This window comes from Bifidobacterium intestinale (assembly GCF_023656765.1).
In the GTDB taxonomy this organism is placed as follows: Bacteria; Actinomycetota; Actinomycetes; order Actinomycetales; family Bifidobacteriaceae; genus Bifidobacterium; species Bifidobacterium hominis.
Genome location: NZ_JAMOKR010000002.1, coordinates 110,379 through 124,712 on the forward strand (window position 1 = coordinate 110,379; position 14,334 = coordinate 124,712).

The 14,334-nt window shown below is 57.6% G+C and carries 10 protein-coding genes; all 10 read left to right on the forward strand.

All coding sequences use genetic code 11. From position 1 onward, the window contains the following. The first annotated feature begins 169 nt into the window (after nt 1–169). The gene (locus NBH13_RS03235) at nt 170–2,857 is read left to right on the forward strand and encodes a polyribonucleotide nucleotidyltransferase (RefSeq protein WP_099571002.1); all 2,688 of its coding nucleotides are present in this window, start codon (nt 170–172) and stop codon (nt 2,855–2,857) included. Nucleotides 2,858–3,047: 190 nt separating this feature from the next. Continuing rightward, entirely contained in the window at nt 3,048–3,608 is a 561-nt protein-coding gene (locus NBH13_RS03240) for a LemA family protein (protein ID WP_099571001.1), read from the forward strand. A 111-nt stretch (nt 3,609–3,719) separates the two neighbouring features. Beyond that, nucleotides 3,720–5,933: a DUF2207 domain-containing protein gene (locus tag NBH13_RS03245; protein WP_250778961.1), complete on the forward strand. Its 2,214-nt coding sequence runs from the start codon at nt 3,720–3,722 to the stop codon at nt 5,931–5,933. Nucleotides 5,934–6,040: 107 nt separating this feature from the next. Next, nucleotides 6,041–6,904, forward strand: a complete 864-nt coding sequence (locus NBH13_RS03250; RefSeq protein ID WP_099570999.1) for an aldo/keto reductase — start codon at nt 6,041–6,043, stop codon at nt 6,902–6,904. A 161-nt stretch (nt 6,905–7,065) separates the two neighbouring features. After that, on the forward strand, nt 7,066–8,604 hold the full coding sequence (locus tag NBH13_RS03255) for a peptidase U32 family protein (RefSeq protein ID WP_250778962.1): 1,539 nt from the start codon (nt 7,066–7,068) through the stop codon (nt 8,602–8,604). A gap of 81 nt (nt 8,605–8,685) precedes the next feature. Then, a complete protein-coding gene (locus NBH13_RS03260) occupies nt 8,686–9,702 on the forward strand; it encodes a purine nucleoside phosphorylase YfiH/LACC1 family protein (RefSeq protein ID WP_144170919.1) in 1,017 nt (338 codons plus the stop codon). A gap of 87 nt (nt 9,703–9,789) precedes the next feature. Further along, the gene (locus NBH13_RS03265) at nt 9,790–10,617 is read left to right on the forward strand and encodes an IspD/TarI family cytidylyltransferase (RefSeq protein ID WP_099570996.1); all 828 of its coding nucleotides are present in this window, start codon (nt 9,790–9,792) and stop codon (nt 10,615–10,617) included. Nucleotides 10,618–10,658: 41 nt separating this feature from the next. Further along, nucleotides 10,659–11,348, forward strand: a complete 690-nt coding sequence (locus tag NBH13_RS03270) for a pyroglutamyl-peptidase I (RefSeq protein ID WP_144165148.1) — start codon at nt 10,659–10,661, stop codon at nt 11,346–11,348. Between the two features lie 148 nt (nt 11,349–11,496). Next, nucleotides 11,497–12,972, forward strand: a complete 1,476-nt coding sequence (locus NBH13_RS03275) for a cell division protein (protein ID WP_144165146.1) — start codon at nt 11,497–11,499, stop codon at nt 12,970–12,972. Beyond that, nucleotides 12,965–14,305 (forward strand): C1 family peptidase, encoded by a 1,341-nt coding sequence (locus tag NBH13_RS03280; protein WP_144165144.1) that lies wholly within the window; start codon nt 12,965–12,967, stop codon nt 14,303–14,305. The genes NBH13_RS03275 and NBH13_RS03280 overlap by 8 nt, the downstream gene beginning before the upstream one ends. Nucleotides 14,306–14,334 lie beyond the last annotated feature (29 nt).

Consider the following 14,334-nt stretch of genomic DNA (forward strand, 5'->3'; position numbering starts at 1 on the left):
TTGAGGAAAGACAGTTTGAAAGCCCAAGGTTTAGGGCGCATGAGGTCTAGAATCTAAAGATGAGGAAGCGACGAAGGTAACGTCGCGTCACGCATGCAGAAATCGGTTGGAGTCCGCTGAAGAGGACTGCCGATAGTTGGTAAAAGAAAAGAAAAAAAGGAGGAACCCTATGGAGGGTCCCGAAATCAAGGCTGTTGAAGCCGTAATCGATAATGGTTCATTCGGTAAGCGCACGTTGCGCTTCGAGACTGGTCGTCTCGCCCAGCAGGCGGATGGTGCCGTCGCCGCCTATCTTGACGATGATTCGATGATTCTGTCGACCACCACCGCCGGTTCCAGCCCGAAGGAGAACTACGACTTCTTCCCGCTTACCGTGGACGTGGAAGAGAAGATGTACGCCGCCGGCAAGATTCCGGGATCGTTCTTCCGCCGTGAAGGCCGCCCGAGCTCCGAAGCTATTCTTGCTTGCCGTATCATCGACCGACCGCTGCGCCCGCTGTTCCCACACACGCTGCGCAACGAAGTGCAGGTTGTGGAAACCGTGCTCGCCGTCAACCCGGACGATGCTTACGATGTTATCGCTCTGAACGCTGCTTCCGCTTCCACCATGATTTCCGGTCTGCCGTTCGAGGGTCCGGTTTCCGGCGTTCGTCTGGCTCTGATCGACGGTCAGTGGGTCGCTTTCCCGCGTTGGAGCGAGCGTGAGCGCGCCGTGTTCGAAATCGTGGTTGCCGGCCGCGTGGTGGAGAACGGCGATGTTGCCATCGCTATGATCGAAGCTGGCGCAGGTAAGAACGCCTGGCACCTCATCTACGACGAAGGCCAGACCAAGCCGGACGAGGAAGTCGTTGCCGGTGGCCTTGAAGCCGCCAAGCCGTTCATCAAGGTGATCTGCGAGGCTCAGGCCGAACTCAAGAACATCGCTGCGAAGGAAACCAAGGAATTCCAGCTCTTCCCGGAGTACACCGAAGATCTGTACAACCGCATCGACGAAATCGCCCACGCTGATCTCGACGAGGCTCTCTCCATTGCCGAGAAGCTGCCGCGTCAGGATCGCATTCATGAGATCAAGGAAGGCGTCAAAGCCACTCTCGCCGGTGAATTCACCGACATGGACGATGCCGAAAAGGAAAAGGAGATCGGCAATGCGTTCAAGGAGCTGCAGCGCCAGATCGTGCGTCGCCGCATCCTGACCCAGGATTACCGCATCGACGGCCGTGGTCTGCGCGACATCCGCACCCTGTCCGCTGAAGTGGACATCGTTCCGCGCGTGCACGGTTCCGCACTGTTCCAGCGTGGCGAAACCCAGATTCTGGGCGTCACCACCCTGAACATGCTCAAGATGGAACAGCAGATCGACGCACTGTCCGGTCCGCAGTCCAAGCGTTACATGCACAACTATGAGATGCCGCCGTACTCCACCGGTGAGACCGGCCGTGTCGGCTCCCCGAAGCGTCGTGAAATCGGTCACGGTGCTCTGGCCGAGAAGGCTCTCGTGCCTGTGATGCCAAGCCGTGAAGAGTTCCCGTACGCCATCCGTCAGGTCTCCGAAGCCATTGGTTCCAACGGTTCCACCTCCATGGGTTCCGTGTGCGCCTCCACCCTGTCGTTGCTCGCTGCAGGCGTGCCGCTGAAGGCTCCGGTTGCCGGCATCGCCATGGGCCTCGTGTCCGGTGATGTTGACGGCCAGCACATCTTCAAGACCCTGACCGATATTCTCGGTGCCGAAGACGCATTCGGCGATATGGACTTCAAGGTCGCAGGCACTTCCGAATTCATCACCGCCCTGCAGCTTGACACCAAGCTCGACGGCATTCCGGCAGACATTCTTGCCTCCGCTCTGCAGCAGGCCAAGGAAGCCCGCACCACCATTCTCGAAGTCATCAACGAGTGCATCGACGGCCCGGCCGAGATGAGCCCGTATGCTCCGCGCATCATCACCACCACCGTTCCGGTCGACAAGATCGGCGAGGTCATCGGCCCGAAGGGCAAGATGATCAACCAGATCCAGGAAGAGACCGGTGCGGAAATCGCCATTGAAGATGACGGTACCGTGTTCATCTCCTCCGAGGGTGGCGACGGCGCTGAAAAGGCCAAGCAGATCATCGACCAGATTGCCAACCCGCACGTTCCTGAAGCCGGCGAAACCTACAACGGTAAGGTTGTGAAGACCACCTCCTTCGGTGCCTTCGTGAACCTGACCCCGGGCACCGACGGCCTGCTGCACATCTCCCAGATCCGTAATCTGGCCAACGGCGAGCGTATCGACGCCGTCGAAGACGTGCTCAAGGAAGGCGACACCGTTGAGGTGGTCGTGCAGGGCGTTGACGATCGTGGCAAGATCTCCCTGGCCATTCCGGGCTACGAAGATCAGGAATCTTCCGCTCCGCGTCGTGAGCGTTCCGATCGCGATGACCGTCGCGGCAGCCGTGGCCGTCGCGATGACCGTCGTGATGACCGTCGTGATGACCGTCGTTCCGATCGTGACGATCGTGATTATGATGATCGTCCGCGTCGTCGTCGTTCCGATCGTGACGATGACCGCGACTACGATGATCGTCCGCGCCGTCGTCGTTCCGACCGCGATGACCGTGATTATGATCGTGATGACCGTCGTTCCGATCGTGACGATCGTGATTATGATGATCGTCCGCGTCGCCGTCGTTCCGACCGCGATGACCGTGATTATGATCGTGATGACCGTCGTTCCGACCGTCGCCGCAGCAGCCGCCGCGACGACCGCAATCCGCGTTACGCAGCCGATGAGAACTACGACGAGTACCGTGCCGATCGCGAAGAGCGTTCTGAGCGTCCTCGCCGCCGCGTCCGCCGCGACTTCGATCCGTTCGAAGACTGACGTCCTCAAGAGGATCCCTCGCAGCATAACTGCATAACTGATTGACTGAAGTGCCCTGTGCCGAAAGGTGCGGGGTACTTTTCGTTTCGTGCAGAATGTATGAAAATGAGATACGGGGGCAGGGGTTTTGTCATAACATGCCTAGGTGCATGCAAGAATGGTTTGAAGAGTCATTAACGAAGGAGTCATCATGGTCGTTGGCATCATCATTGCCGTCGTCGTTGTTCTCATCGTGCTTTGGGCCGTTAGCGCCTACAACGGGCTGGTCACACTGCGCAATCGTGTGAAGAACGGCTGGGCGCAGATCGATGTGCAGCTCAAACAGCGTGCCGATCTTATTCCGAATCTGGTGGAAACGGTCAAAGGTTATGCGGCCCACGAATCCCAAGTGTTCACGCAGGTCACGCAGGCCCGTGCCGGCGTGGTGCAGGCCGCGCAAAGCGGTGACGTGGCGCAGCGCATCGCCGCGGAAAACCAGCTGAGCCGCGCGCTCATGAATCTGCAGGTTGTATCTGAAAACTATCCGCAGCTGCAAGCAAATACGAATTTCATGGATCTGCAGAGTCAGCTGAAATCGTTGGAAGAGAAAATCGCTTACGCACGCCAGTTCTACAACGATGTCGTGCAGAAGTACAATACCCGGATTGAAGTCGTGCCAACCAACATCATCGCAGGACTGTTCCATTTCGAACAGGCCCCCTACTTCCAGGTGGACGAAGCGGATCGTCAGGTTCCGCAAGTCAAGTTCTGACATGCACGTAAAGCCCCGTCCGATAACGATGGGGTTTTACTGTTCAGTTCGACTTGTACGGCCGTCTGTTGTACGGACATCTGAGAGAAGAAGAAATGAGAAAGAGGGATCATGGCGGCCAAACAATACGCATCACGAGGAGTGCGCAGCGTTTTTATCGCGATTGCCGCCACCATCGGCGTTGTGGCGATCATGTTGCTGGCAATAGCGCTGGATGATGGCAGCGCCGACTTAAGCTACAAAACGCTCGACTACGATGTGCAGGTGCAAAGCAATGGCGATTTGAAGGTCACCCAGCATATCGACATGAAACTCGCTGACCGCAGCGATGACGACGGCGATCATCCGTGGAAGCAGCTGTACCAGCAGTACATGCTGAAGGAAAGCGATCTGACCAATATCACCGATATCAGTGTGCGCAATGTGACAACGGGGGAAACCTATCAGCAGGGCGATATCGCAATCCCAAGCAGCTACAGCACCGGCGAATGGAATCAAGAACATGCGAAGCAGTGGTATATCGCCGATGTTTCGCAAGGTGACAGCAATCCGCAACCGTTCGATCCAGCAAAAGACGGTCTTGTTGCCGGCAATACCGACGATCGTTCCAAGAAGATCGAAATCGGATGGAACATTCCCGTCACCACGTCGGCAAGCAGCATGAAATTCGACATCACCATGACCATGCAGGGCGTGACCACCGCCTATCAAGACGTGGCCACGTTCCAATGGGAGCCGTTCGGCGCGAACAATCAGATTCCCATCGGCAAAGTCACCGGCACCATCACGTTCCCGAACGACATCACAGCAGATAATTCATGGGCTTGGCTGCACACCGAACGCACGTCAACCACTGAACGTGGTGATAAAGGGTCGCTGCAGTTCACCGTGCACGACGTTCGTGCCGGCGACTATGTTGACGTGGTCGCCATGTTCGATGTCGATGCGACCAGCGGTGTGGCACGCACTCGTGATACCACCATCAAAAACGGCATTATGAAAAGCGAGGCCCGACAGGAGCGGCAGTGGCGTGATCAGCAGCGCAAAAAAGCGCGTATCCGCTTGATCACGTGGATCGCCATCTCTGTGATCGGCCTGGTGTTGTGTGTGATCGCCGTTGCGCTCGCATTGCGCAGTTTCAATCGTTCGCAATACCACGGTGACATCGAGTATTGGCGTGACGAGCCGGAAATGAGTCCTGCCAGTGCTGCGGAGTTGCTGCATATGGTCGCCGACAAGCATTCGAAGACATTGTCGAGCAGAAAAATGTCGGCTTCCGTGCTCTCGCTCGCTTCGCGTGGAGCGATCGCCATCTACCCGGGTGTGGCCGCCATGTATCAGGGCATTGATATGAGCCAAGCGAACAATGCCGATATTGCACGGCTGATCGCCAACGATCCCGCTCGAACCCGCGATGTGGGCAAAACCAGCACGGTGGTGATACTTCCCGTGGTGTTTGACAACGTGCAATCGTTGCGGTTGTGCCCGAGCGAGCAGGCTGCGCTCGACTTGCTGGTGACGGCGTCCGAACGCATCGGCTCTCCGGTGTTCGATTTGGATCAGATGAACGAGAATTTCTCCGATTGGGAGAACGGTTACAAGCTTCAGGAGAAGTTCACGAATACGTGCGACAATGAATTCGCCATGCTGGGTGCCACGTCGATATGCGGTGGGGGAGCGTTTGCCGCGGGCATTTGCGCTGTGATGCTGGCATTCCTGTCCATGCTGTATTTCGGAGCCATCGGCAATCTTGCGTTGCTCGCGGTAATTTCCGTGCCGATGATGTTCGCATCCGTGTTTGCGTTGAGCTACCTCAAATTGAAAGGGCTTACCGATAATGGGCAGTATCTTGCTGGCCAGGTGCTCGGATTGAAGCATTATATGGAGGATTTCAGTGAATTCAAGGATCGCGGTGTGGCCGATATGACGTTGTGGGGCCGGTACATGGTGTATGCCACCGCGTTCGGCATTTCCGAAAAGGCGATGAAGCAGATGTTGAAGGCGTATCCGCAATTGGCTGATCCGAATTGGCTTGATGCCAACGCTTCCGATTCGTTACTCTACTGGAGTTACCGTTCATGGTATTTCAACTATCGTTACGCCGGTCCTGCTTCGGTTGAGACGAATTCGATGGATTTCTCGCAATTCAGCGCCAATTTTGGTGATATTGGCGCGCAGTTGGAATCAGGTTTCGCGGATATTCAATCGACGATTTCGGCGGCGTCTCCGTCCGGAAGTTTCAATGGTTCCGGCGGCAGTTTCTCCGGTGGCGGTTTCGGCGGTTCGTCCGGCGGTTCCGGTGGCGGTAGCTTCGGCGGTCGCTGACCTGCGGCATTACGCGCATGTTTGGTGGGTTTGCTGTCTGCTGAGGCGAGTCGGCTGGTAAGGTTGCATTCGGAAAGACACTCTGTACGTTGTTGAAGGAGATCGGGATGGCTTTGTTCCGTAATCTTGGACCGTTCCACACCACGGCCATCGGCCATGGCGAAATGCCATTGACCATTGAAAACAATCGTGGTCACGATGTCGGTATCGAAACATTGCACGCCTCGTTGGATGCCGGATGCCGTCACATCGACACCGCTTGGGCGTACTACACGCCGGGCGAAGAGGAACAGACCGGCGAAAAGCTGGTGCGTGAGGCGCTTGACTCGTGGAAGGGCCCGCGTGAGGAAGTCACCGTGGCCACCAAGGTGGGCTTGCGCCGCGCTTGGGAGGGTGACAAGCCGGTTTGGCCACGAGACGGCAAGCCGGAGCATCTGATCGAATACGGCAAGCAGTCCGCGATGGCGCTTGGCGTTGACAGCATCGATCTGCTTTACCTGCACCGTCATGATCCGGAAGTGCCGTACAACGAGTCCTGCGAAGGCATCAAGGCGTTGCTCGATCAGGGTGTGGCCCAGTGGGCGGGCGTTTCCAACGTGAGCATCGAACAGTTGAAGATCGCGCAGGAGATTCTCGGCGACAAGCTTGTGGCCGTGCAGAACCAGTATTCTCCGATTCATCTGGACACCCAGGACACGCTTGACTATTGCGCCGAGCAGGGTCTGGCATTCGTGTGCTGGAGTCCGTTGGGCGGTTATCGTCACCCGTATGACGAGCACCTGTTCGATCCGTTCCGCGAGGTGGCTGAAGCCCGTGGCGTGAGCTATCAGCGTGTGGTGCTCGCTTGGGAGCTGGCCAAGGGCGACCATATGTTCGTGATTCCCGGCGCTCACCGACCGGAAACCATTCTTGATTCCCTCAAGGCCGACGAGCTTGAACTCACCGAAGAGGAACTTGCCAAACTCGGCTGAGTGCCATATTCGCAACGATTTGCATAAAGGCGTCCGTCTTATCGATGGACGCCTTTGTTTTCCGCATGTGTTTTTCCATGCATGTATTTCCCGGATGCGGCAGAAGTGTCCCGTGAATAGTTGAGAATATAGAGCGACAAAATCGAGCAAGAGGAACAAGCGTGCAAAGAAGAAACAAGCCTGAAGTATTGGCTCCAGCAGGCAATCTGCGAGGACTGAAAACCGCCGTCGATTACGGTGCGGACGCCGTTTATTGCGGGGGCAAGGCGTTTGGCATGCGTTCGGCGCCGAAGAACCTGAGCTTGGAGGATTTCGAGGAAGGTTCCCGTTACGCGCATGAGCGTGGCGCTCGCGTGTACGTGACCTGCAATGTGCTTCCACGCAACAATGAAGTCGAAGCGATGCGCGAATACATTGGCCAGCTCAAAGACACCGGCGTGGATGCGCTGATCGTTTCCGACATTGGCGTGATGCTTATGGCTCGTGAAGTGGCGCCGAATCTGGAACTGCATGTGAGTACACAGGCCGGGGTCACCAACTATCAGGCGGCGAACGCCTTCTACCAGCTGGGCGCACGCCGTGTGGTGCTCGCCCGCGAAATGGATCTGCAGGCCGTGCGAGACATTCGCGCACGCATTCCCGACGATCTTGACATCGAATGCTTCGTGCATGGCGCGATGTGCATGGCGTTCTCCGGTCGTTGTCTGTTCTCCAACTATCTGACCGGACGTGACGGCAATCATGGTGAATGTGCGCAACCGTGCCGCTGGAAGTATTCCATCGTCGAAGAAAAGCGACCCGGCCAGTATTTTCCGATAGAACAGACCAAGGAAGGCGCGTATCTGTTCAATTCGCAGGATATGAACATGCTTGCGCATATCGACGATCTGCTTGATTCGGGCGCTACCAGTCTGAAAATCGAAGGTCGTTCCAAGAGTGCCTACTATATTGCGGCGATGACGAACGCTTACAAGACCGCCGTTGACGCTTATATGGTGCAGCGCGGTTTTGAAGACGAGGATGGCACTGTGCTGAAGCCGTTCCACGATCGTGTGATTCGTCCGTCCGATCCGGATTACGGCAAGCCGGAAATCACGGATTCGATTATGGAACATGCGGATGGCGCGTTCGCAGGGAAGCCGGATATTGCAGCCGTTCCTATTACGTCTGCTGGCGAACCCGATGATCTGAGCTATCACGCCCGCAGTACAAGGCGTAAGTCGAACACGGCTGCCGAAATTCTGCCGAAAGGCTGGTATCACGCCGGAGTGCGCCCCGCGGAGCATGTGTCTTTGCCTGACTGGCTGCTGGACGAGCCAGACAAGGTGGCACACCGCGACTATTCCACCGGCTTCTATTATCCGGAACACAAAGTGCAGCAAAGCACCGATCGTTCCGCGTATTTCCGCGCATGGCTGGTGGTCGGCGAAGTGCTTTCGTGGAGTTCGGAAGACGGCGGTCGCGTGACCATTATGAGCCGTAACAAGATCGAAGCCGGCCAGGAGGTTGAATTCGTGCTTCCGGGTGCGGCGCCGCTCGCTTATACCATTCCGGCCGGCGGATTCCGCGACGCGGAAGGTCACTGGGTTGAAGCCATCAACAATCCGGCGCATGTGTTCTCCATGCCATGTCCGCAGGAAGTGCCGGTGAACGCTGCCATCCGATCGCGCACCAAAAAGCCGACGCTCAAAGCGGAATAATTGCGAAAAATATCGTGTAGACGCAGAAAATCATCAGAAATTAGTTGAAATAATCGTAGAACAATCAAGGAAAACAGAAAAATGACCGACAAGCAGTATGATGACGCGATTCTTGACAGCAATGCGATCGACCCGACCGACGTGGACGGCAATCCGATTCCGGTGACCATTCCGATCATGCTTGCGCCGGGCGTCAAAGTCGTGTACACCACGCGACTTGGCGGTACCAGCGAAGGCGACTATGCGCACTGCAATCTCGGTGGTAAAAGCGGCGATGATCCGAACCATGTGCTCGCCAATCGCGTGGCGCTCTCCAATGCCATCAATGCGAAACTGAGCTTGGTCAGCCAGGTGCATTCCGGCATTGCCGTCGATGTGGACGAATCGTTCGTAATGAACCGTCCGTTCGGCTTCGACGTGTCCGGCAGCAAGGGTGAAAACGCCCAGCAGATGACCGAAACCGCGGATGAGCCGGCAGTGGTCGAGGCCGACGGCCAGGTGACCGCGCAGAAGAACGTGGCGCTCGGCATGTTCGCGGCCGACTGCCTGCCGGTGCTCATGGCCGATGCGGAAGCCGGTGTGATCGGTGCCGCGCATTGCGGTCGTCGTGGCCTGCAGAACGGTGTGATCGGCGCCACCATCGAGAAGATGGTGGCCAAGGGAGCCAAGCCGGAACGTATTGTCGCCACGCTCGGTCCGTGCATCTGCGGCGACTGCTACGAGGTTGGCGGAGACATTGCCGACGAATTCGACGCGCAGTTCCCGGGAACCTTCACACTGAGCCGTTTCGGCCAGCCGGGCATCGATATTGCGGCCGCTGCGCTACAGGAGCTTGCCAAGGCCGGAATTCCAGCCGACAATGTCATGTCTTCTCGCCCCCGCGTCAACGCGGCCACCCAGTATCTTTCCGAAGATGAGGAATTGGCGGAAATCTGCCAATCCGATGGCGAAGGTGAACCGCAGCTCGCGGAACGTTTTAAGAAAATCCGTCGTAGCCTGTGCACGCTGGAAAATCCGCTCTGGTTCTCGCATCGCCGTGCCACCATCGCAGGCAAAGCGCACGAAGGCCGTATGCTTGCGCTGATCGTACGCGAATAGTGGGAGAGCGACGCGCTGTTGCGGATTGCGTGCAGAACGTGAGGCAAAGCGCGTTGCAAACCGATTCGGGGGTTTACGGTGGGATGTATGAGTGAGAGAGAGCAGATGCAGGAACAGAAGATGCCGGTTGTGGCCGTGGTGTTGGCGGCCGGTTTCGGCACGCGATTCGATGAGAACAATCCCAAACAGTTGGTCTCGGTGGAAGATAAACCGATCGTCTGCTGGAGCATTGAGGCGTTCGAGTGCAACGATCGCGTGAGCGACATCATCGTCGTGGTCAACGAGCGTGTCGGCAACATGGTGAACATGCTGATCGACGAAGCCGGCTATACCAAGGTACGTGCGGTGATTCCGGGTGGCTCCGAGCGTGTGGACAGCACCCGCGCCGCGCTTGACCTGCTCAAGCAGGCGGGCATTCCCGATGGTGCGAAGATCCTCATCCACGATTCCGTGCGACCGTTCGTCGAACAGCAATCCATCGACGGCTGCATCGACAGTCTCGATCAGTTCAACGCGGCGACCGTGGCATACGCGTCCACCGACACGATTCTGCTGACCGAAGATCTTGGAGAGCGTAAGGTGGTGCGCTCCGTGCCCGATCGTACGAACGCATTCCGCGCGCAAACTCCGCAGGCCTTCCGTTTCGGCACCATTACCAAGGCTTACGAGCTTGCCACCGCCGATCCGGACTTCCACCCGACCGACGACACCCGCGTGGTGGTGGACTATCTGCCAAACGAGCCGGTCGCCATTGTCGCCGGATCCGAAACGAATCTCAAAATCACCACACAGGCCGACATGCCGATCGCCGAGAACATCGCGCGCAGCCTCGACCCGGAACACGCCAAACAAGAAGCGAAAGCACGCATGCACGCGGTGTTCGCCGAAGCGTTCTCGCAAATGCATAAGCACTGATCGTAAACGAACCTACCTTTCGACCACGTACACTGGAACACATGCAGCAGATCAACATCGTCATCTCAGGTTTCACCCCGTACGACGGCATCGACGTGAATCCGGCCGTACTTGTTCCTGCGGCGCTCGCCGAATATTGGAATGATCCATCTCAATCCGTGGCGTTGTCCGACGATCTTCTGCAGGATGTTTCCATTAGCGTGATGACGGTGACACTTCCGGTCAGTTTCGCCAACGCCTGGCCCATGCTGTTGAACGCCATCGAACAGGCGAATCCTGACATTGTTATCGCCACCGGTTTGAAGCGTTCTGCCCGTGGCGTGCTGTTGGAACGATGCGCCACGAATCTGATGGACGCGGCCAAGCCTGACGCCGACAATGTGATTCCGCCTCGCCGTCCGATCAATCCGGAAGGCCCGGCTGCATATTGGACGCGTTTGCCGTTGCGTTCGATTCTGCGCGATTTCGCCAAACATGAGATTCCCGCCGCATTGAGCTCGGATGCGGGCACGTTCGTCTGCAATTCGCTGTTCTACCATCTGCTTGACTGGTCGGCAGCGCAGGAAAAGCGCATTCTGTCGGGTTTCGTAAGCCTGCCGATCGTCAACGAGCAGCCGCATCCGCAACATGGACTGTCGATTGCGCAGCAAATCACCGCAGGCAACGATGTGATCCGCGAATCGGTGCGTTATTTTCTGCAGCCGTCCTCAAGTGAGATCCTGCTCGGCTGAATGGCGTCGGCGTTTCCTCGAACGATTTCTGTGCTCTCTGTGAGAATTATGCAACTGCCGTGTGCCGAACGTTTTTCCTGCGCTAAAGTTCAAGACGGACAGGCGCGGGCAAGATGCGCGATGGAAGGGAATTCGTGAAAGGAATACCATGGTTGAGCAGTTCCCAATCGTGTTGAGGGGGTATGACAAGGAAAGGGTCGATGAGGCGTTCGCTTCGGCTCAGGAGACGGTGAACCGTCTGCGTGAGCAGGTCAAGACCGACGATCAGACCATCCTTGAACTGCAGGCACAGCTGCAGGAAGAGAAAAACAAGAAAGCCAACCCGAATTCGTTCGCATCTCTGGGTGCCAATGCGCAGCAGATGCTCGCCAGCGCGGAACAGACCAGCGCCGAGCTGCTTGACCGTGCCAAAAAAGACGCTTCCGCGGCACGTGCCACGGTGCAGCTGCAAGCCGAAACCCTGCTGAACAATGCCAAGCTCGACGCCAAGCGTATTCTCGACGAGGCTAACGCCAAGGCCGAAGCGGTGCTGTCGAAGGCTAACAACGATGCCGACACGTTGAAGTCCAACGCCCAGCGCGAAGCGGACCAGCTGCGTGGCGAAGCGCAGAAGGCCGTGGTGGCGCAACGCCAGACCGTCGATCTGGAATTGACGAACTCCCGTGAGGAGCACGACAAGCGTCTCGCATCGGAGCGCGCCACGCAGGAGCGTGAGCTCTCCGATCTGCGCGCCGAAGCCACCGAGCAGATCGCGGCGCAGCGCAAGAACGCTAATGACGAGATCAACCGCATGAAAAGCGAGACCAACGACCAGATCGAATCCGCGTTGGCCGAAGCCAACAAGAAGCTGGCCGACGTGCGTGAACAGGTGTCCAAGATGATGACGGACGCGCAGCGACGTGCCTCGGAAATCACGGATACCGCCAAAGCCAAGGCGCAGGAGATCACCGACGAGGCCGAAGTGCATCGCACCAAGACCATCAGCCAGGTCAATGCCGAGGTGGAGCAGATCCGCGCCGATATTTCCGCCCAGCAGGATGAGGCTACGAAGAAGGTCAACGAGCTGCTCGCCGACCTGAACGAACGCCGTGAAACCGCCAAGAAGCAGTCCGACGAGCTGATTTCCGAAGCCCAGCATACGCGCGATGAGGCCGAGGCATACGCTTCCGACAAGCGAGACGCCGCCGACAAGCAGGCTGCCAGCATTCTCAAGCAGGCCACCGAAGAGGCCGACGAGCAGATCAACGAGCGTCGTGAGGCAGCCAAGAGCGAATTGGAAGGCGTGCAGAAGCGCATCGCCGACCTGCAGACCCGCGAAGCGCAGATCACGCAGCGTGTCAGCGAACTGCGTGCCATGTTTGCCAACGCGTTCTCCGGTTTCGGTGCGAACGGCCTGTCCGTGGTCAATTCCATCGACGGCGAACAGCATGATTCCGCAGCTGAAGCTGAAACTCCGGAAGAATCGTACGACGAGGGCGAGCCCGTTGAGAACGAACCGGAAGTGACCTTCGACGAAGACGTTGTCTCCGACGAACAGCAGAATAATGACGACTTTGAAGAACCGTCCGAAGACGAGCAGTCTGACCAGGGCGAGGAAGCACAGGAGGAGCAGAACAATGACTGACATCACGCCGTTGAGCGCTGATGCATTGGCAACGCTGGTTGAGGATTTCGAAGCCAGCGACCACAACCGTATGGCCATGAACGCGGTCACCGCGGCGGGTATCAACAAGGTGGCGCGCAACTATGACCGCGCCCGCCTCATGCAGCGCAGATTCTCCACCATTGTCGACAATGGCACCGCCACCCATCAGGATCGTTCCGGCCGTTGCTGGCTATTCAGCTCGCTGAACGTGGCCCGCTTCGTGGCCAAGAAGAACATGGGTCTGAAGGAGTTCGAGTTCTCCCAGAACTATGCCATGTACTACGACAAGCTTGAGCGCGTCAACTACTTCCTGCAGGACGTGGCCGAACTTGTGAAGGCCGGCGAACCGTCCGACTCCCGTCTGATTCAGCATCTGCTCGCCGACGTGATGGGCGACGGCGGTCAGTGGACCATGGCCATGAACGTGTACAAGAAGTACGGTGCCGTTCCGAAGGATCTGTTCCCGGAAACCGAATCCTCCAAGAACACCGGCGAAATGAACGTGCAATTGCGTCGCCTGCTGCATACCGCCGTCGCGCACATGTATGCCGATCCGGCTTCGATTGACTCGGTGATCGCCGAAGCGACCGCCGCCGGCCACCGCATTCTGACGATTCACTTGGGCGAGCCGCCGAAGAGCTTCGACTGGGAGTGGACCGACAAGGACGGCGAGTTCCACCGCGATGGTGAGATCACGCCTGTGGAATTCTGGCAGAAGTACGTCGGTTCCGCCGATTTGGAAAGCTACGTGTGCCTGGTCGACGATCCTCGTCAGGAGCATGCGAAGGGCAAGAAGATCGGTATCGAGCACTTGGGTAATGTGGCCGGGGGAGACCCGACCGAATACCTGAACGTGCCGAACCAGTTCATGAAGGATTGCGTGCGTCAGATTCTCGAAGAGCAGGGTATTCCAGTATGGTTCGGTGCCGACTGCCACCCGATGATGGATCGTGAAAACGGCGCTTGGGCTACTGATCTGTTTGAATACGGCAAGGTGTATGGCGTCGACTTCGATCTGAACAAGGAAGATCGCGTGCGTTTCGCCGATTCCGCAATGAACCATGCCATGGCGTTCGTCGGTGTGGACGTGGCCGAAGACGGCACAACCACCCGTCGTTGGCGCGTGGAGAACTCCTGGGGAGACAAGATCGCAGACAAGGGTTACTTCACCATGAGCGACGACTGGTTTACCGAATACGTGTACGAGGTCGCTGTGCCGAAGGCGCTGCTCCCTGCCGAATATCAGGCCGCTCTTGACGAGCCGGCCACCATGCTCCCCGCATGGGACCCGATGGGCGCTTTGGCTGACTGATACGTAAACCGACAAGCCGATTGACGAAT

Coding starts and splice junctions, on each gene's coding strand:
- NBH13_RS03235 (WP_099571002.1), top strand. CDS start 170: ATGGAGGGTCCCGAAATCAAGGCTGTTGAAGCCGTAATCGATAATGGT.
- NBH13_RS03240 (WP_099571001.1), top strand. CDS start 3,048: ATGGTCGTTGGCATCATCATTGCCGTCGTCGTTGTTCTCATCGTGCTT.
- NBH13_RS03245 (WP_250778961.1), top strand. CDS start 3,720: ATGGCGGCCAAACAATACGCATCACGAGGAGTGCGCAGCGTTTTTATC.
- NBH13_RS03250 (WP_099570999.1), top strand. CDS start 6,041: ATGGCTTTGTTCCGTAATCTTGGACCGTTCCACACCACGGCCATCGGC.
- NBH13_RS03260 (WP_144170919.1), top strand. CDS start 8,686: ATGACCGACAAGCAGTATGATGACGCGATTCTTGACAGCAATGCGATC.
- NBH13_RS03265 (WP_099570996.1), top strand. CDS start 9,790: ATGAGTGAGAGAGAGCAGATGCAGGAACAGAAGATGCCGGTTGTGGCC.
- NBH13_RS03270 (WP_144165148.1), top strand. CDS start 10,659: ATGCAGCAGATCAACATCGTCATCTCAGGTTTCACCCCGTACGACGGC.
- NBH13_RS03275 (WP_144165146.1), top strand. CDS start 11,497: ATGGTTGAGCAGTTCCCAATCGTGTTGAGGGGGTATGACAAGGAAAGG.
- NBH13_RS03280 (WP_144165144.1), top strand. CDS start 12,965: ATGACTGACATCACGCCGTTGAGCGCTGATGCATTGGCAACGCTGGTT.